The sequence below is a fragment of the Thermoflexus sp. genome, from assembly GCF_042408815.1.
Taxonomy (GTDB): domain Bacteria; phylum Chloroflexota; class Anaerolineae; order Thermoflexales; family Thermoflexaceae; genus Thermoflexus.
Window position 1 is genome coordinate 28681 of sequence record NZ_JBHOQR010000001.1, and the last position, 19626, is coordinate 48306.

Genomic DNA, 19626 nt, shown 5'->3' on the forward strand with positions numbered 1-19626 from the left:
TCTGTATTTCGGATGAGGAGATGGGGATGGGTCGGTCAAAGAGGATTTCGAGCCCCTTCAGGGCTCGTCTGGACCTGCGCAGCGGTCGCTTCCTTCCGGACGAACAGCTCGCTGCCCACCTCGAAGCGTGGCGGGAACGCCGGGGACCTCTCCGGGCGACCGAATGCATCTTGAGAGTCGCCCCTTCCTGGTCTGTTCTGGAAGAGGCGGCCCAGAAACGGGAGCCCCTCGCCGGATCTCTCTGGTTGACCCCCCGGGCTTTCCCCTTTCGCTTTATCGCTACAATAGGGCGTTCTCCCCATATCCTTTGGCTTCATCTCGATCCCCTGATTCCGGTTGAGCATCTGGCTCAATGGGAGGCTATCAAGGATCCTCTGTATGTGTTGGACCTGGAAGGGAGGGTCCTCTGGCTGAACGCCGCTGCCTCCGCTTTCTGGCAGATCCCGCGCGCGAATTTCCTGGAGTGTTCGCTCTGGGACTGGATCGATCCGGCTCAACGGGGGGCGCTGGAGGAGGCGTGGCGCCGGCTCTTTAACGAGGGCCTTCCGGTGATCTGGGAGATCGTCCTCGGATCCCAGGGGGAGCGCGGTCAGGCCCGCTGGCTGGCCACCCCCGGCCCCTCCTGGGGTGTGATCCGCCAGATCGCCTCGAGTGCGGAGGAGCGGCTTCAACGGGAGCTCTCCCAGACCCTGGGGATGCTGGCCGAGCTGGGCCATCACCTCCACGACCCTCAAGCGCTCATCTCCAGTGCCCTTCATTTGCTGATGGAAATATGGAAAGCTGATGTGGGAGCGGCTTATCAGGTTCATGGTCGGCGCATGGATTTGCTGGTCGGCTTCGGCCTGGATGAGGGGTTCGCGGCCCGATTCGGCCATTTGGAGATGGATGAGCCCACTTATATGGCCTTCCTGGCCCATCGCTATGCCTGGTATATCGAGGATACCCGGACCGCCTTGCTGGCGCCTATCACGCGGGGGATTGTGGAGGCGATCGGCGTTCGCACGCTGGTGATGCTCCCATTGATCCATCAGGGAACTCCGATCGCTCTTCTGGCCTTGGGTTACCGATGGCCCCGTCCAGCTTTCTCCATGGAACGCGATCTGCTGACTCTGATCGCCAATCAGATCGCTATCGCCCTGGTGACCGCGAGGAGCTTGCAATCCGCCCGAGCGGAGCGGGAGCGATATCATCAGGCGGTCGCTCAAGCTTCGGAAGCCGGTCGCGAGGTGGCTCAGACCACCGATGCGGAGGAGGGGCTGCGCCTGGCCCTGAGAATCCTCCTGAAACTGGCCCGCGCGGAGACCGGGATCCTGCTCCTGCCCGATGAGGCTTACTCTCCCCTTCCTGCAATCATGGCAGTCAGTCTAACGGACGAGCCTGAGGGATGGGTTCCTCATGCTATGCAGTGGAATTTTCAGGGTTTGATGGGAACGCAGGGTTTTCAAGGGATCCCGTGGGACCATCTCCCGGATCCTCTGAAGGATCTGCTGCCGGCCTCCGCCTTTGCCTCTGTCGATGGGATCCCGCTGCGCTTTGCAGGCCGCCTGCTGGGCCTGATCATCCTTGGACGAAGTCAGCCGATCTCGGGGAGGACAGAGGTGGAGGCGCGCCTTGTAGAGGCCTTAAGCGGGCTGCTCGCCTCTATGATCTATGCCTTCCAGTTGCTGGGGCGATCCCGGCGGATGGCTCACGAGCTCGCCGCTTTCCAGGCGATGATCGGTCTGTCCGGTTTGATCCCCGATGTCTCCCGACTGGCTGAGGAAGCCCTGGGATGGCTGTTGGAGGATCTGGGCCTCGAGGGAGGGTGGCTGCTTTTGTCGGAAGGTGAAGGGAAAGGATGGTATGTGAGGGGGCGCGATCCGGAAGCGGTGCGGGCGCTGATGGCGCAGCTGCCTCCGGAGATACTGGATCAAGCGCTTCGGGCCGATCGAGTCGAGATCCACCGGTCGCCGGGGGCGGGATGGCCTGAGGGCATGCGGGCCCTGGTCTTGGCTCCACTTCGGGCGCAGGATCGGACAATTGGCTTATTGGGCCTGGTCTCTTCACGCCCGGAGCCATTGACCTCCTCCGAACAGGCGTTCATCCTGGCGATCGCCGATCAGCTCGGGGCGATCCTGGAAACGGCTCGGATGAACCAGCGGGAGCGCCGCCGAAGCCGGCTCATGGCCCGGCTGAGTCAGGCGATGGCGCAGCTGGCTCGTGAGATGGATCCGGAGGCCATCCTTGATCAAGCCGTCAGGACGGCTTGCGAGCTCTTCGATGCGGAGGGCTCCCAGATTTGGATCTGGGAACCCTCCGGGCGGGATCTGGTTCTGCGCGCCACGACAGATCCCGAGCGATACCCTCCCGGGCGGCGTCTATCCCGGGAGCAAGGGAGCGCCCTTTTCGATGAGCCCCCGACGGGATCCCGCCTGCTGGTGAAGGATGGCGATGCGGGATGGTTCGGAGGGAGCTCGGAGGCCCAGGTATGGGGAGTGCCCCTGCGGCATGGGGAGCGGTTTCTGGGTTACCTCACGCTCCTGGTTGATGCGGAGAGGGATTTTCAGGCGGAAGAACAGGAGGTCATGCAGCTCCTGGCCTCCTACGTGGCGGTTACCTTCCAGAACGCAGTCCTCCATTGGGATACCCAACGCCGGATCCGGGATCTGAGCACGCTGGTCGTAGGAGCGGCCCTGGCCGCTTCCACACTCAGCACCGATGAGGTCCTCTGGCAGGCATCCCGTCATCTGGCCAGTGTGCTCCAGGTCACCAACTGCACCATCTCACTTCTGAATCCCCCAGGCGATGCCCTGGTGGTTTACGCGGATTACACTCCCCCGGAGCGGCTGGGGGAAGATCCCAGTTTGCCGGAGATCGGCCATCCTTATCCTCTGTCGGAATATCCAGCGACCGCACGCCTATTGGAGGAGGGGGACTTCCTGATCGTCCGGATGGATGATCCAGAGGCCGACCCCCATGAGAAGGCGTGGATGCGGCGCTTTGGCTATCAGACATGTCTGATGCTTCCGCTCTGGGTGCGGGGTCGCGCGATCGGGCTGATCGAGCTCAGTGATACCCGGCTTCGCCATTTCACTGAGGAGGAGATCCAGCTAGCCCGGGCGCTGGCGGATCAGATCGGGGTGGCTCTGGCCAACACCATGCTGTATGAGGCCGCGCAGCGGCATGCCCGCCTGCAGGGAGCATTGAGCCGGATCTCCCATGCGTTGACTGCAACCTTGCGCTCCGGGGAAGTGTTGGAGATCGCGGTGCGAATGGCCGTTGAGGAGATGATTGGCGAGGGGGCGGCGGTTTTCATAAAGGGGCCGGAGCCGGATCAGCTGGAGGTTGCGGCCTCGGCGGGCTGGCTATCCGAATACCTCGTGAAGGGCACCGTCCGGCCGCTGACAGGACCTCTCGCCCGGGCCCTTGTTCAGGATGTGACGGTGTGGATAACGGATGCCCTGATGGATCAGGAGGATCTCTCTCTCCTATCTGGAGGAACCGATCCGATTCGCTCGATGATCGCAGTTCCTTTGCGCATGGAGGGCTCGATCATCGGCGTCCTCGCGTTTTTCTCTGCTCATCCTCATGCTTTCTTGCGTGAGGATGAGCTGATCTTTCGCTCGCTGGCCGATCACATCAGCCTGGCGTTCCACAACGCGCGGCTTTATGAGGAATCGCAGAAGCGGATCGCCGAACTCAGCGCCCTTCAGGAGATGGCCGCCCAGGTCACGTCCACGCTGGATCTCCGCTGGGTGCTGGAGACAGCAGGACGGCACCTGATAGGGTACACCCACGCGGATCGGGTATACATCCACCTGCTCAGCGAAGAGGAGGAGCAGGAGCGCTGGCGTTCAGGGATGACCCTCACGAGGGAGGGGGAGATTCTCCTCGAAGCGCCCCGCCCGCGCCCGGAAGGGGTCACCGAGACCGTGGTCCGAACGGGACGTCCGCTGGTGATCCCGGACACATCCGTACATCCGCTGTTCCATGACCCTGAGGCGCAGGCCTGGGGGATTGGGGCCATTGCGGCGTTCCCGCTCCGGCATGCAGACCGGGTGATTGGCGCTCTGCACGTGGTGTTCGAATCCCCTCGTCTGTTCGGTGCGGATGAGCTCCGCTGGCTCAATACCATCGTCGATCAGGTGGCGGTGGCGATCGCCAACGCCCGCCTGTATGAAGAGGCCGTGAGCCGCCTGCGGGAGCTGGAGATCCTCCACCGGGCTTCCGCAATTGCTGTGCACGTCACGGATTTCGATGCGCTGGTCCGTCAGATTCTCCGGTTGCTTCAGGAGGAGCCGGCCTTCGAGTTTATCGCTCTCTTCCTGACGGATCCCGCCGACCCGAATGAGTTGGTGCGGTATCAAACAGGTGAGCGAGAGGAAGAAGCCTGGCGTGCCCATCGCCTGCGGTTGGGGGAGGGTGTGGTGGGACGCGCCGCGGCGACCCGATCCCCGGTGCGGGTGTTGGATGTCCAGGCGGATGAGGGATACCTGCCGCGGATCCCCCAGACCCGGGCGGAGCTGGCCGTTCCCATCTTGCTGGGGGATCGCCTGATCGGCGTCCTGGATGTCCAGAGCTCCGAACCGAGGGCTTTTCGGGATGATCACGTTCGTCTGCTTGGCGCCCTGTCCGGGCAGCTGGCGATCGCCCTGGAGAACGCACGGCTCTTTCATCAGATTCGTCGTCGCCTGACTGAGCTGAGCGTCCTCTACGAGGTGATCACGGCGGCGACAGCCACGCTGGATCCGGAGCGCGTGGTCCATCAGGCTCTCCTCGCCATCCAGCGAACGCTGGGCTTTGAAGCGGTGGAGTGCCTGTTGCTGGAGCAGGAAACGGGCTGTCTCCGCAACTTCGGGCATTATGGGTTCTCCGAACCAGCGATCTCGGTTCCCCTCGCGATCCATCAGGGGATCACCGGCCGGGTGGCCCGGACAGGGATCCCTGCTCTGGTCCCGGATGTCACCCAGGATCCGGATTATGTGGAGGTGGAACCCGGCACCCGCTCTGAGCTGGCCGTCCCGATGAAGATCGGGAACCGGATCATCGGTGTGCTCAACGCCGAGAGCCCGCGCCTGAACGCGTTCACGGAGGAGGATCTGCGCCTGATGAGCATCCTGGCAGGCCATCTGGCGGTGATCCTGGAAAACGCTCGCCTTTACCGCGAGACGGCCCAGCGCCTGCGGGAGGTCACCACGCTATACGAGTTTGCCCGCCGCATGAGCACCACGCTGGATCTGGGGATCCTGCTGGATTCGGTGGTGATGACCCTGCGGGAGGTCCTTCATTGTCGGGCGGCGAATATTATGCTGTTCAACCCTCGCACGGAGCTGCTGGAGATCCGGGCCGCTGCCGGGGTCAAGGATCGCTGGCGGCAGGAGGCTCGCCTGCGGATCGGCGAGGGGATCGCCGGCCAGGTCGTCCAGCAGAAGCGCCCGATCTATGTCCCGGATACCCGGGAGGATCCTCGTTTCGTGGTGTTCGATCCCTCGGTTCGCTCGTTGTTGTGCGTCCCCTTGACGATTGGCGATCGGGTCATCGGCGCCCTTTCGGTGGACCACGAGATCCCTAACGCCTTCCAGCCGGAGCATGAGCGTCTGCTGACCATTGTGGCCACGCAGGTGGCGGCTGCGATTGAGAACGCCCGTTTGTTCTACGAATTGAGGGCCCATGCGGAGGAGCTGCGTCGGGCCTACGAAGAGCTTCAGGAGGCGGATCGCCTGAAAGATGAAATCATACAGAACGTCTCTCACGAGCTCCGGACTCCCCTGACTTTCATCAAGGGGTATGCGGATCTCCTGCTGGACGGATCGATGGGGCCGTTAACCGATGCGCAGCGAGAGGCGGTGGAGATCATCGCGAAGAAGACGAACCTGCTGAGCCGGCTGGTCGGCGATATCCTCACCCTTCAGTGGATCGAGCGAGGGACGCTCAACTTTGAGGCGGTGGATATCGCGGCCCTGGCCCGGGTCTCTGTCCAAAACTTCCAGCTCACGGCCTCCCCGTCTGGCCTGGAGTTCGCCGTGGAGGATCCCGGGGGACCGGTCATCGTCTGGGGGGATCGAGAGCGGCTCTCCCAGGTCCTGGATAACCTGCTGCATAATGCGGTGAAGTTCAGCCCAAATGGGGGTCGTATCACCGTTCGCGTTCAAGACCTGGAGGATCATGCGCTCGTGTCTGTTCAGGACACGGGCATTGGGATCCCGCCGGATAAACTGGAGCGCATCTTCGAGCGGTTTTATCAGGTGGATGGATCCACCCGCCGGCGGTTCGGCGGGATGGGGTTGGGCCTGGCCATTGTCAAGCGGATTGTGGAAGCCCATGGCGGCCAGGTCTGGGCGGAAAGCGAGCTGGGAAAGGGGAGCACTTTCCATTTCACGATCCCCAAGCCGCCGACCGCGCCTTCCGATGAATTGTTGGGGTTTCTCTTCGGCGAATCGTAGGTCATCCAACGATGAATGCGATGCGAGGTCGCGAGGATAAGGGGTCAAGATCCCTGGAGGGATTCCCGGAGCGCGTGCGGATGCGCCTGCGGCGTGGTCCAGTGGCGCATGGGTGGCGTTCCCTGCTTCATCGCCTTCCCAAAGTCGATCTGCACCGGCATCTGGAAGGCTCCCTCCGCTTGAGCACCCTGATGGAGATCGCCCGTCGTCATTCCATCCCCCTGGAGCTGCATCTGGGGACGGCAGAGCTGGAGTCCCTCATTCGGTTCACCGTTAGCGAGGCCGCGGATTTTCACCGCTTCCTCGCCCGTTTCCGAATTCTTCGTCTGTTTTACACCAGCGAGGAGGTCATCCGCCGAATGGCTTATGAAGCAGTCGCCGACGCCGCTTTGGATCATGTTCGCTATCTGGAGCTTCGTTTTAACCCCGTGGCGCTCGCGCAGGCTCAGGGTTTTCATCTGGAGGAAGTGATTGAATGGGTTCTGGAGGGTGTGGAGCAGGCCCGGCATGAGTTCGACATTCAGGTACGTATGATCCTGACCATTGTGCGGGGGGAAGATCCGGAGCTGGCCTGGCAGATCGCCCGTCTGGCCGTTGCCTATCGCTCCCGGGGGGTGGTGGCGCTGGATCTGGCGGGGGATGAGCTTCGCGCGTCCGCAAGGGATCTGGTGCCGATTTTCCGGTGGGCCCGGGAGCAGGGGCTTTTCCTGACCGTCCATGCGGGGGAAGTGGGCCCTCCGGCAAACATCCGCCACGCGATCCGGATCATGGGCGCTCACCGCATCGGCCATGGGATCCAGTCTATCCACGATGTTGAGGTCCTCCGATTGCTGCGTGAGCGAAACATCCCTCTGGAGATCTGCCCGACCAGCAATTTGCAGACCGGTGCCGTTGCGGGTTTCCACGACCATCCCCTACCCGATCTCTATCGGTTAGGCCTCAAGGTCACGTTGAACACAGATGATCCCAGCATCAGCGACACGATGTTAACCGATGAATATCTATTCGCGATGGCGGGTATGGGTTTGCAGTGGAAGGACCTGTTGCGGATCCTGGAGAATGCCGTGGAGGCTGCTTTTCTCGGCCCGGAGGAGCGTCAGGCGCTGGCCCAACGCCTCCGGAAGGGAATCCAGAGTATCGAGCAGGGCTGGCGCCTGGAGGAGGGGAGGTGAATCCCGGGTTTTTAGGCTTGGGACTTGCGCCGTTTGGCTCATACGGAAGGCAATGGATTTCAGGGCCAGGCCATCTGAGGGAGCCCCCGAGGGGATCCCTCGCGCCCTCCTTGAACCGGGCAGGCCGATGGCGTTATGCGCTGGTGGGGATCCCGGTCATCGGGAGGGCGATGTAGAAAGTGCTGCCCTGGCCCAGCTGGCTCTCCACCCAGACTCGTCCTCCGTGCCATTCCACGATCGATTTCACCAGCGCCAGCCCCAGGCCGCTTCCTTTCACATGGGCGGTCTCTTTACGGCGCACCCGGTAGAACTTCTCAAAGATCCGGGCCTGATCGGCTGGCGCAATGCCGGGCCCTGTATCCCTTACCCAGGCCACGACTTCGGCGTTCTGTTCGATCACACCCAGGGAGATGCTCCCCCCTTCTGGAGTGTATTTGATGGCATTGTCGACCAGGTTTGTGATCGCCCGGCGCAGCCACATGGGGTCTCCTTTCACGATCCCATGCCCATGGATCTCCATGCTCATCCGCAGCCCTCGGGCCATCGCATGGGGACGCATCTCATGGAAAACATCGCGGATCAGGTCGCTCAGGCGACAGATCCCTCGCTGGCCGATCCCCTCCTCAATCCGCTTCAGATCCATCAGATCCTCGATGAGCCGTGTCATCTGATCGATGCCGCTCATAATTTTCTCTACATACTCTTGCTGGCGAGAGGTCAGGGGTCCGGCCATGCCTAACATCGTGACGAAGCCTCGCATATAAGTGAGGGGAGAGCGCAGGTCGTGGGAGACGGCGGCGATGAAATCGGACTTCAACTGATCCAGCGCTTGGAAAGGCGTGATGTCCCGCACAAGCAGTAACCTGCCGATCTCCCGACCGTCCTCCAGGCGCAGATCGTAGCGCCCCGCCCAGAACGTCCGACCATCGGGCCGTCGAAATTCCCGGCTCCGGATCTGCCCGGGGGGGATCGGTTCATCCAGCAGCTCGCGCAGCTCCACATCCTTCAGGAGCGAGGCCACCGGATGGCCGAGCACCCGGGAGGCTGGAAGGCCCAGGAAACGCTCTGCTGGTGGGTTCAGGTAAAGCAGATCCCCATGCCGATCGATGAGTATCAGTACATCCGGACTGCTTTCCAAGACCGCCCGGAGCCGTTCGCGTTCGGCTAAAGCCGCCTCCTGCAGACGGGCCCGGGCAATAAATACCGCCGCCTGGCTGAGGATCAAGTGGGTCAGTTGTTGTTCCGCCATAGTCACCCGCCGGGGTTGCGGGAAGGCGATCCAGGCGACCCCTACGAGATCCTCCCCCCAGTAAACCGGGAGGATCCCCAGCGCCCGTCCCCGGTCTTCCTGCCGGAAGATCGAGGGGAGTTCCGGGTGGCGAAGCACGTGCTCGACCCAGAGGGGTTCTCTTCGCTCATGACCCAGCTCCCAGCAGGCCTCATCGAGGGGCCCCGGATGCCCTTCGCCGGTCGCGGTGAACACCCGCAGATCTCCATGGGATCCGGGGATGAGAATGCGGGCAGCCGAGGATGGAACCGCTTGCTCCAGCGACCGCGCGACCTCGGACAGACCATGCGCCAGATCGAGGGTCTCCACCAGACGATGATTCAGTTCCAGCAGCAGGGAGAGATTGGTCAGCCGTGCTCGTAAAGCGTGGCGCATGCGTTCCATGGTTTCCGCCAGGTATCCGATCTCGTCCGGTGCATCGATCAGGATGGGCTTCTCCAGCTCTCCTTCCACCATGCGCCCTGCTGCGGCGGCCAGTTTCGCCAGCCGTTTCGCTACATGCCCGCTCAGAGCATTCAAGAGCAGGGCGCCGATCGCGCTGAATCCTCCCAGGAAGATCCCCGCAGGCAGGATCCGCTCAAGGGCTCGCTGGATCCGCGCGGATCGGGGGTAACGGATAACAGCCCACCAGTCCGTTCCTGGAACCTGGCGAAGGTGGAGCTCGGTAATGGTCCCTGTGGGGGATCGCTGCGCGATGTCAAGAGGTCCGGGAAGGGAGGATGTGGGGAGCGGGAAGATGTCCAGCACGCGCTGGGGATCGGGGTGCAGCAGAATCTGTCCCTGGCGGTCGATGAGGAATCCCTCGCCGGCCGGCAGACCCCCGCTCAGAGAGGCCAGGGCCTCCTGGAGGGCCGGGTGCTCCGTGATCCGTACCCGCCCGATCAGGAAGGCGGTAGGGGGATCTCCCTCCAGCGGCGCTACGAAAGATAGGCCCGGTGTGCCATCTGGAAGGCGATGGACTTCGGTGCGGATCACTGCACGAGCCGCACGGCTCTGGGCGATCGCTGCACGTTCGAAGGTCGAAAGCCCCCATGCCGGCTCTCCCGTCGGATAGGCGGCCAGGATCGCTCCCTCGGTTCCAACCAGCAGGACGGCATGGTAAATCGGCCCGGTTTGAACGAAGCGCTGAAGTATGGAGGCAACGATCGGAGAAGCCTCGCCTCGGGGGATGCCCAGGGTAGCCAGATCGGACAGAAGGGTTTCTCCGGTGTGCAGAAAATATGCGATCTGCTCACCCGTACGGCTGACACCCTGGTTGATCGCTTGCGCCTGCTCCCTATCCGCCTGGCGGATGGCGATAGCGGTCAGGAACAGAAAGAGGGTCATGACCATGGCGGCGATCCAGCTCGAGAAGAGGAAGAGGAAGCGCGCCTGGATCTGGCGGGCATGAAGTGGCCACTGGGGAGGCTGGCCGGTGGAAAAGATCCGGGGCCATCGGAGATGGAGCCCCTGGGCGATCAGCCCGCAGATCAAGGCGCTGGCCCACGAGGGGAGCGCGATGGCCGTGATCAGTGTCCAGGTGCCGTCCAGGGCCTCAGGCCATGAAGCGTAAAAGCTACCCCAGGAAACAGATTGCAGAAACATCCATGCGATCCAGCCCGCTATGGCGGCCGTCAGCGGTTGACGCAGGATACGGAAGAAACGCCCCGCGTAATTCTGGGCAAGCAATCCGCCAATCAGGGCTGCGTCCAGAGCCATGATCCAGGGGAGGTGCAGGAAACGGCCATCGCCCATCCATCCGATGACAGCACCCATCATCAACCCGGCCAGCGCCAGCGCGCCCGGCCGAAGCCGTCCGCCCCAGATCAAATAAGGCAGCCAGAGCAGGACCGGAAAGCCGACCCGGAAGGGAAGGCCCGGGAATTCCCAGGTGAGCACAGGGGTCAGACCGGTCAGGAGGGCCAGAAGCAGAAAGCCCCCCACTTCGGCAAGTCGGAGTTCCCTCCAGGCACGGAAATGGTGCGGCCGTCTGAGCCATAAGCCGAAAAGGGCCAGGAATCCGATGATCGTCCATCCCCACCCCCACAGGGAGCCGGGCCCTGTCCAATTGCCTGGGAAGCTCCAGAACTCCAGCCGCATGAGGCCGCCCCCCTTCGGGCGATCCTATCTTCACCGTTCCCGCTGGCCATCTTAACCCGGATTGCGATTTCAGGGGAAACGATCGATTGGCCCGGTGCGAGCGGGGCTTTATCCGTGGGGAAAGTCTGCCGAGGCGATGGATCGCCCCCCACGCTCTCTGCTCTCAAACCGTACCGTTTGCCTTGCCCCATCGCTTTCCGCAGCCTGCGGAGTATAATGAAAGCGAATTCGAGCGAGGGAAAGGAGAGGGATCCGGTGTTTCCAGTTCCTCAAGTAAGGGATCAACTGCAGCCCTATCGCCACCGGTCGCCGGTAATCGTCGCTCTGGAACCGAAGTCTGAACCGGAGCGCCTCCAGTGGTGGGAGGCGGCCCATCAACCGATCGCTGAATCCGGAGCAACCCTGATCCTCATCACTCCTGCGCCGGCGACCTCCGATCGCGTGATCTGCTTCAGGGATCCCAGGCTGTTCCCTTCCGTTCCAGGAAACCCAGAGGTGTGGATTCTGGACGCTTATCTGGAGCCCCGGGCTTGCCTGGACGCCTCGCGCTTGGATCCGGGTCTGCTGGGTCGGATCCTGGCTTGGGTGGAGGGGATTCAGCACGAATGTCCGGAGTGAGGCGCGCCGGAATGGCCCGGTGGGCCGGCGTCATACGCCTGAAAGGGGGGGTGGCCATGCGCATCGTCGTTGGAAGCGATGAGCGCACCCATGTGACGGATGTCGTCTTAGAGGAGCTGCGACGGCGAGGGTTCGAGGTGGAGCCGGTCGGTCCTCTCGCCGGTGTCCGGCAATCCTGGTCTGAGGTGGCCCGGATCGTGGCGGAGAAGGTCGCGCGGGGAGAGGCGGATGAGGGGATTCTGTTCTGCTGGACGGGGACTGGGGTGAGCATCGCCGCCAACAAGGTCCCGGGGATCCGGGCCGCGCTCTGCGAGGACGCTGAGACGGCTCGAGGGGCTCGCCTGTGGAACAACGCCAATGTGCTCTGTATGAGTTTGCGCCGGACCTCCGAGGCGATCGCCCGGGAGATCCTGGACGCTTGGTTCAACACCCGTTATATCCCGAACCCGGAAGATGAGGCCTGCCTGGCCCAGGTTGCGGAGATCGAGCGGACCTACTGGAAGACTTCTGAGCCCATCACCACCGGGTGATTCCCGGAGGCCCTTTGGGCCGATCAGACCGGGCTTTTTAATTCTTCGCTATGGTCTATCGGGCCGCAAGAGCAGGAGTTCCCATGGATCTCGAGACGAAGCTGGCGCTCCTGACCCAGGCGGCGATCTGGGAACCGGCAGAGGAGACGGATCCCTCCGGGCGGCCCCGGCTGCCGCTAATGGATTGTATATATGAGGCGCGGGCCCATGGCCGTCCTGTCCGCCTTCTGAAAGTCCTGTTAACCTCCGCATGCGAACGGGATTGTTTCTACTGTCCGTTTCGGGCAGGCCGGTCCTTCCGCCGCGCCACTTTCCAGCCGGATGAACTGGCTCGCGCCTTCCACGCGATGCATCAGCGGGGGCTGGTGGATGGGTTGTTCCTGAGCTCGGGGATCCTGGGGGGAGGGGTGCGGACTCAGGATCGGTTGCTCGTGGTCGCGGAGCTGCTCCGGCAGCGCTATGGCTACCAGGGCTACCTTCATCTTAAATTAATGCCTGGCGCGGAGCCGGATCAGGTGCGGGCGGCCATGCGCTGGGCGGATCGGGTGTCCATCAATCTGGAAGCCCCTAACCCGGAGCGGCTGTCCCGTCTGGCGCCTCACAAGGCCTTTACGGTGGAGCTGGAAGGGCCGCTCTATATCGCCGGGCGAATCCGTCAGGAAGAGCCTCGCGCGCTCGCCTGGTCCGGGCGCTGGCCATCGTTGACCACCCAGCTGGTCGTGGGGGCGGCGGGGGAGAGCGATCGGGAGATCCTGGAAACCACGGCGCGGCTGCATCGGGAGATCGGTTTAGCTCGCGTCTACTATTCCCCCTTCCGGCCGGTGCCCGACACGCCGCTGGAGGATCTCCCGCCAACCCCACCGTTGCGTGCCCAGCGCCTCTATCAGGCGGAATGGTTGTTGCGGGTTTATGGCTTTCGATTGGAGGAGCTACCCTTTGATGAGAATGGGAACCTGCCCCTTGCGGAGGATCCGAAGCGAGCGTGGGCGCGTCGAGCGCTGGCGGACTGTCCGGTGGAGATCAACCGGGCCTCTTACGAGGAATTGATACGGGTCCCGGGGATCGGCCCGAAAACCGCGCGGGCGATCCTGCAGGCCCGACGAGAGGGTCGTTTAACCCGGCCTGAGAGCCTGACAGCCCTCGGGGTTTCTACGGAGCGGGCGGCCCCTTTTATCACCCTCAACGGGCGGCGGCTGCCTCAAACCCCTCCGCTGCCGATGTGCTAACATCGATCAGGGATCAGAGCAATCTCGCATCCGCCCGCAATTCGGGCAACGGAGTTTACAGTGGATCTCCTCCATGGGAAATCCACAAATCTCGCACCGGTAGTCCTCGAGGAAGAGATCGGTTGCGGAAGAATTCTCCGGAAGGAGCGGGGTTTCCACAAACATGGACACCTCCTCCCACTATCCACGCCCGGATGGTCCTCTCGCCCTCCTGCAGCGCAAGCCGTAAAAAACAAAAGGCCGCCCAGCGGCGGCCTCTGACTCCCCGGGGAGGACTCGAACCTCCAACCCGCCGGTTAACAGCCGGCTGCTCTGCCTGTTGAGCTACCGGGGAAGGTCATTAAAATTATAAAAGCTCAGTGGAAGCGCGTCAAGGAGCCTCCTGCCCCGCCGGGCTTTTCGATCGGCGGTTTCCTCCCCCCGCCAGGATGTCCGGGTAAACGCTGCAGACGTGCTCCAGGGTAGATTGACATCGTGTGGGCAGATCCTCCGGCGGAGACCATCCCCAGCGGCGCAAGGCCCGGGCGAGGTGGCAGAGGGGCAGCCCCACTACCGCGGCATAGCAGCCTTCCACCATCCGGGCGGGTTGAAAACCCGGATGCTGGATCGCGTAAGCGCCGGCTTTATCGAGGGGATCCCCTGTAGCCAGATACACCTCGATCTCTTCATCGGTGTAGGATCGCATCCAGACCTGGGTGGTGGCCACTTCCAGAAGAAGCTCATCTCGCCATGGGTTGTAAAGCGCAACGGCCGTATGCACGTGATGAGGGCATCCGCGCAAAGCTTGAAGCATCGCCCGCGCTTCCTGCATCCCTTCTGGCTTGCCCAGGATCGCCCCATTCAGATCCACCACGGTATCTGCCGCCAGGACCAGAGCATCGGGGGCGAGCCGGGCCCCCGCGGCGGCTTTAGCGAGGGCCAGACGGGCCGCGCAGGCCGTCGGTTGCTCATGCGGCGCCGGGGCCTCATCGATCGAAACCGCCAGGAGCTCCACCGGGTGTCCGAGGAGCTGGATCAAGGTGCGGCGCCGCGGCGAAGCCGAAGCCAGAACCCATCGCTCAGGGATCATCGGATATCATCGGGAATGGGTGGGGTGGGGCCGCCCATGGGGTTGAGGCGGATCGAGCCCAAGGGATGTTTTTTAAGGGTTGGGATGGGCCCGGAGGTAATCCTCAAACATCTCCCGGAAGGGCTCCACCATGATCTCGTAGGACGCTTGATCTTCGTAAGCCCCAGCAATGTAGATCGTCGCCCCGATCACATAGTCATCCTTCTGAAGTTCCTCATCATACCACCACAGCTGGCGCAGATAGAAGAAGTGGGGGTTCCCGTGCCCTTGTTGTTCCCAGTAGCTCATGTAGTTCCGCCAGCCCCGGCGGGGAGGCCCCTGAAATGTCGGGATATCATCGATCCCCATCTCGGTGATCACGATCGGGATTTGATAAGCGGGCGGCACCATATAGCGATATGCCTTGCGATAGCGCAAGGTGAACCATCCTTCCCCGATTTGATGATCCACCCCTGCATCCAGGGTGGGCGAAGCGTATTCGTGAAGCGCCAGGATCCCGCCCAATTGTTTGGCGACTTGGAGAGCGGGGAGGAAATCGACCCATAGCTCCAGATCCGGTGAGCCGTTCGGGAAGTTTCCGATGGCGCACTTCAAGCCTCGCTGAGCCATCAGTCTCATCCGCTCAATCTCGAACTGCGCAAAGAGGCGCATCACCTCATGATTGTGGGGCCGCGGCTCATTGTGACCCTCCCAGTAATCGATGTGCGGGTTCGCCAGATATTTGTCCATAAATTGGTTGACATACCACTCGGCGGCCGCCCGCATATCCGTGCGCCCATCCCGGATATGCTCCCCGAAATCGAAGTGGTGGGTGATCCGGCCGATCAGGATCGTATTGGGCGATCCCGCTTTGATCTCCGGTGCCCGGCCGAAATCGTCGATGATCTTCGCCACACGCATCCGGGTGTTCACGATCAGGTTAACGATATGGACATCCCGGAACCACTGGACGACGATCCCCAGCTTGCTGGGGCGTGAGAACATCGGCCAGGGCGTCTTGGTAGGCGTGGGCGCGGGCGTCGGCGAAGCGGGCACTGGCGTGTCGGTTGAGGTCGGCGTGATGGAAGGCGAGGGGCTGGGGGTGAGGCTGGGGGAGGGGGTCAGGAAAGGGGTAGGGGTGGGGAGCTGGAGCGCACGGGCACAGGCCTCAGCCGCCATGCCCAACCCGATCCAGCCCATCTGTTTCAAAAGCCTCCGACGGGTCCAGCGAGACATGGATGCATGTCCTCCTTCCTCGGCCTCACTTTCGTTCGGTCCTCAAATTATAATAAGTCTACGAGGGTAAGCTGGAACGGGGAAAGCGGATGTTTTTCCTTCCCGGGGCAATGGGGGAAGGGAGAGAGCGCCTTCGGCGCTCCCCTGGGCCTCTTACGCCTTTCCAGAGCAGCAGACAGATAGGGACCCGTTATGCTGAGGAACGCCCTGATGCGCTGGAGGATCCGGCGCCCGCATCGGCTGGGGATCGCGTTGAGCGGTGGAGGGGCGCGGGGATTCGCGCATATTCGGGTGCTTCGGGTGCTGGTGGAGGCAGGCTGGTGGCCCGAGATCGTCACCGGCACCAGCGCGGGCGGGATCGTGGGGGGATTGTTCGCCGCAGGACTTTCGCCGGAAGCGATCGAGGCGTTGGCCCATCGGATCGGATGGCGGATGTTTATGAAACCGGATCCGAACGGGAACGCCCTGGTTGGAACGGACCGCTGGGCTCGCTTCCTGCGGGAAGCCGTGGGAGATGTCCGGATTGAAGATCTTCCTATTCGCTTTGCGGCTGTGGCCGTGGATCTGGATACTGGGGAGGAAATCTGGATCGATCGGGGCCCGCTGGTGGAGGCCATGTTGGCCACCAGTGCGTTTCCCGGCGTCTTCCCGCCGGTCGGGTGGGAGGGGCGACGTCTGGTCGATGGGGGAGTGCTGAACCCTCTGCCCGTGGATGTCGCTCGGGCGCTGGGAGCCACCTTTGTGATTGGCGTGGACCTATCGTGGGTGGAACCCGGTCGAACCGATCGCCGTTTCCCGGAGGAGCTGCCTGGCCCCTTGCTGATCCGATGGTTGATCCGCCGGGCGCGCTGGAGTCGGACCCTGGAGGTCGTATTCTGTTCCGTGGGAATCATGGCGCGATGGATCACAGAGTCCCGCCTGGCGCAGTCGCCGCCCGACGGATTGATCCGTGTACCTACTGGGGATATCCCGGTGTTTGCTCTGGATCTGGCACCGGAGATCTTGGAGCGGGGAGAGCGGGCCGCGCGGGCGGCTCTTGCCGGGTTGGAGCAGGCCCTAGCCTGTCCGCGCTGGATGCGCCGGCTTCTACCTCAAGGCGCATGAATTCGGGAGGGAATTGGGAATGCGGACGGTACGGATCATGATTGTCGATGACCATGAGGTGGTGCGCGTGGGTTTGCGGGCGCTGCTGGAACGGCGGCCGGACTTCCGGGTGGTGGCGGAGGCTGGATCGGCGGATGAGGCTGTTCAGAAAGCGATGGATCATCGGCCGGATGTGATCGTGATGGATATCCGCCTGCGCGGTGGAAGCGGTATCGAAGCCACACGGAGGATCGTCGAGGCACTTCCGGAAACCCGGGTGATCATGCTAACCTCCTATGCGGAGGATGAGCTGCTTATCGAGTCGATTGAGGCAGGAGCTTCCGGTTATGTACTGAAACAAATCGGCAGCGATGAGCTGATCACGGCCATCGAACGCGTGGCCCGAGGGGAAGCCCTGATCGATCCTTCGATGACACCTCGTCTACTTCGACATGTGCGGTCAGCACGGCGCAGTGCCATGGCATCCGCCTTTAAGGATCTAACCGAACAGGAGCTACGGGTGCTGGCCCTGATCGCCGAAGGAAAGACGAATCGGGAGATCGCCCAGACGCTCTTTCTCAGCGAGGGGACGGTGCGGAACTATGTGAGTAGCATCCTCAGCAAGCTCGGGCTGTCGAACCGTGCGGAGGCGGCTGCCTACGCCGTGGAGCACAATATCAAAGCTTACCTGGATGAGGGGCTGGGTTAAATGGAAGGAAGGAGCGCCTGGATCCTCGGATTGGTCGTGCTGGCCGGCCTGATGCTGCGGGCCTGGATCACGGCCTCGGAGGCCGCGATCCTGGCCCTTCCAGAGGGAAAACGCCGGGCATGGGCTCAGGAGGGGCGCTGGTTGGCGGCATGGCTGCAGCGGCTGGCCGAGGATAGCGCGATCCGATGGCAAAGCCTGCAGCTGGGGCTTCTCTTTCTGGATCTCGCGGTGGCTGGTTGGGGGACCTTCTGGATTTTCCATCGTTCAGGGCCTTCCCTGGGGATGCCTCTTTTTTGGTTGATCCTCGCCTGGCTTCTGCATGGCCCATGGGAATACTGGCCGCGGGCCATGGGCCAGCGCTATGCCGAAGCGCTGGCCATCCCGGGCGCGCTGACCCTGATGCCATTGCGATGGCTGACGGGCCCGTTGCGCTATCTCGCCCGGCGCGCAGGGCCCCGGATCGAAGGGCAAGCGATCCCGGTCATCGATGAGGCCGAACTTCGCACCCTGGTGGATGCCGGAGAGGAAGGGGGAGCGATTGAGGCCATGGAGAAAGAAATGATCGTCTCGATCTTTGAGCTCCATGATACCGTCGTTGGGGAAATCATGGTCCCCCGACCGGATATGGTCGCGATCCCTGTGACGGCCTCCCTCTCCGAAGCGCTCAATGTGATCCTCCAGGCGGGTTACTCCCGCATCCCGGTGTATGAGGGCACCATCGACCGTGTCGTTGGTGTGCTGTATGCGAAGGACCTCCTTCGCCTGATGCGAGATGGGGTTCGGGAAGCCTCACTGAAAGAGCTATTGCGTCCGCCTTACTTCGTCCCTGAAGGCAAACGCATTGTGGATCTCCTTCGGGAAATGCAGCAGCGCAAAGTTCACATGGCAATCGTCGTCGACGAATACGGTGGGGTGGCTGGCTTGGTGACCATTGAGGACATTCTGGAAGAGATTGTGGGCGAGATTCAGGACGAATTCGACCGCTCGGAGGAACCCCTGGTGTTGCCCATCGATGCGCACACCTATCTTTTCGATGGGCGGGTGGACCTGGATGAGATCCGGGAGTTGCTAGGGGTAACCTTAACGACGGAAGGGGCGGACACCCTCGCCGGGTATATCTATGAACGCTTGGGGCACATTCCGGCGGCAGGGGAAACCTTTACGGACGAGGGACTGGAGTTCCGGGTGGAGGAGGTCATCGGCCGTCGCATCCGTAAGATCCGGATCCGCCGGCTGGAGCCTCAGGCGCATGAGATACATGAAAGCCCGTCTCACCCTTGATCAGCGGGACGCGTGTTGGAGATCCATGGCCTCACCGGAGGGATGGCTTTTTCCAAAGATTCGAGACGGAGAAGCGGATCATGGGAGGACGGCCGATCATCTCGTTCCAAAAGGTCAATAAGTGGTTTGGGAGCCTCCACGTTCTGCGAGATATCACCCTGGATATTTATGAAGGGGAAGTCGTGGTGATCTTCGGCCCTAGCGGGGGCGGGAAGAGCACGCTCATCCGCACGATCAACCGGCTGGAGCCTATCGACTCTGGAGAGCTGTGGGTGGATGGCGTCCCTGTCCATGATCCGAAGATCAACGTCAACCGGCTCCGCCAGGAGATCGGCATGGTCTTCCAGCACTTCAATCTCTTCCCGCATCTGACGGTGCTGGAGAACATCATCCTGGGGCCCGTGCATGTGAAGAAAGTGCCGCGGGCCGAGGCGGAACGGCTGGCGATGCAACTGCTGGAGCGGGTGGGCATCCCGGAGAAAGCCCGTGCCTACCCGGCTCAGCTTTCCGGGGGCCAGCAGCAGCGCGTGGCCATCGCTCGGGGTCTGGCAATGCGACCGAAGATCATGCTGTTCGACGAGCCGACCAGCGCCTTGGACCCCGAGATGATCAAGGAGGTGTTAGATGTTATGGAGGACCTGGCCCGCGAGGGGATGACCATGGTGGTGGTCACCCATGAGATGGGCTTCGCTCGCCACGTGGCGGATCGCATGGTGTTCCTGGAGGGCGGGCGGATCGTGGAGATCGGGACGCCGGACGAGATTTTCGAGAACCCCAAACACGAGCGCACCCGGGTCTTCCTAAGCCAGGTCCTTCGCCACTGAGGCCCTGGTCGGTTTTCTCCTCATCCCGGTCCGGAAGGCTGTGGGGACCGGGCTACAGGGGGAGCCCATTGGCGTTCCGGGGGAGTGGGCGGGCGGAGAAGCGGCCCATC

12 protein-coding genes and 1 tRNA gene are annotated in these 19626 nt (G+C 62.6%); 9 read left to right on the forward strand and 4 right to left on the reverse strand.

The genetic code is table 11. The annotated features are described in order from the left end of the window. The first annotated feature begins 26 nt into the window (after nucleotides 1-26). Nucleotides 27-6422: a GAF domain-containing protein gene (locus tag ACFMO3_RS00125; RefSeq protein ID WP_376788402.1), complete on the forward strand. Its 6396-nt coding sequence runs from the start codon at nucleotides 27-29 to the stop codon at nucleotides 6420-6422. An 80-nt stretch (nucleotides 6423-6502) separates the two neighbouring features. Next, entirely contained in the window at nucleotides 6503-7594 is a 1092-nt protein-coding gene (gene add, locus ACFMO3_RS00130; protein WP_376788403.1) for an adenosine deaminase, read from the forward strand. 133 nt (nucleotides 7595-7727) lie between these two features. On the opposite strand, the gene ACFMO3_RS00135 is transcribed toward add, so the two are convergent. Beyond that, nucleotides 7728-10961, reverse strand: a complete 3234-nt coding sequence (locus tag ACFMO3_RS00135) for an ATP-binding protein (RefSeq protein WP_376788404.1) — start codon at nucleotides 10959-10961, stop codon at nucleotides 7728-7730. 255 nt (nucleotides 10962-11216) lie between these two features. Here ACFMO3_RS00135 and ACFMO3_RS00140 point away from each other — a divergent pair, with 255 nt between their 5' ends. The 3 genes from ACFMO3_RS00140 to ACFMO3_RS00150 all read left to right on the forward strand — a co-directional run bounded on the left by ACFMO3_RS00140 (nucleotide 11217) and on the right by ACFMO3_RS00150 (nucleotide 13335). Continuing rightward, the gene (locus tag ACFMO3_RS00140) at nucleotides 11217-11579 is read left to right on the forward strand and encodes a hypothetical protein (RefSeq protein ID WP_376788405.1); all 363 of its coding nucleotides are present in this window, start codon (nucleotides 11217-11219) and stop codon (nucleotides 11577-11579) included. Between the two features lie 56 nt (nucleotides 11580-11635). After that, nucleotides 11636-12109 (forward strand): RpiB/LacA/LacB family sugar-phosphate isomerase, encoded by a 474-nt coding sequence (locus ACFMO3_RS00145; protein WP_376788406.1) that lies wholly within the window; start codon nucleotides 11636-11638, stop codon nucleotides 12107-12109. A gap of 83 nt (nucleotides 12110-12192) precedes the next feature. Continuing rightward, complete coding sequence (locus ACFMO3_RS00150; RefSeq protein WP_376788407.1) at nucleotides 12193-13335, forward strand: helix-hairpin-helix domain-containing protein; 1143 nt, start codon at nucleotides 12193-12195, stop codon at nucleotides 13333-13335. Nucleotides 13336-13596: 261 nt separating this feature from the next. Here the strand turns inward: ACFMO3_RS00150 and ACFMO3_RS00155 are convergent. From ACFMO3_RS00155 to ACFMO3_RS00165, 3 genes are all read right to left on the reverse strand, one after another. Next, nucleotides 13597-13669 (reverse strand) — tRNA-Asn (locus ACFMO3_RS00155). 36 nt (nucleotides 13670-13705) lie between these two features. Beyond that, the gene (locus ACFMO3_RS00160) at nucleotides 13706-14404 is read right to left on the reverse strand and encodes a Maf family protein (protein ID WP_376788408.1); all 699 of its coding nucleotides are present in this window, start codon (nucleotides 14402-14404) and stop codon (nucleotides 13706-13708) included. A gap of 72 nt (nucleotides 14405-14476) precedes the next feature. After that, nucleotides 14477-15619, reverse strand: coding sequence for a hypothetical protein (locus ACFMO3_RS00165; protein ID WP_376788409.1), 1143 nt, complete (start codon nucleotides 15617-15619; stop codon nucleotides 14477-14479). A 210-nt stretch (nucleotides 15620-15829) separates the two neighbouring features. On the opposite strand from ACFMO3_RS00165, the gene ACFMO3_RS00170 reads away from it, so the two are divergent. The 4 genes from ACFMO3_RS00170 (at nucleotide 15830) to ACFMO3_RS00185 (ending at nucleotide 19516) form a co-directional block, all read left to right on the forward strand. Beyond that, complete coding sequence (locus ACFMO3_RS00170; RefSeq protein WP_376788410.1) at nucleotides 15830-16723, forward strand: patatin-like phospholipase family protein; 894 nt, start codon at nucleotides 15830-15832, stop codon at nucleotides 16721-16723. Between the two features lie 19 nt (nucleotides 16724-16742). Beyond that, a complete protein-coding gene (locus ACFMO3_RS00175) occupies nucleotides 16743-17411 on the forward strand; it encodes a response regulator (RefSeq protein ID WP_376788411.1) in 669 nt (222 codons plus the stop codon). Beyond that, nucleotides 17412-18692 carry a hemolysin family protein gene (locus tag ACFMO3_RS00180; protein WP_376788412.1) on the forward strand — a complete coding sequence of 427 codons (1281 nt, stop codon included), beginning with the start codon at nucleotides 17412-17414 and terminating at the stop codon, nucleotides 18690-18692. A gap of 80 nt (nucleotides 18693-18772) precedes the next feature. Beyond that, nucleotides 18773-19516 (forward strand): amino acid ABC transporter ATP-binding protein, encoded by a 744-nt coding sequence (locus tag ACFMO3_RS00185; RefSeq protein ID WP_376788413.1) that lies wholly within the window; start codon nucleotides 18773-18775, stop codon nucleotides 19514-19516. Nucleotides 19517-19626: the final 110 nt, after the last annotated feature.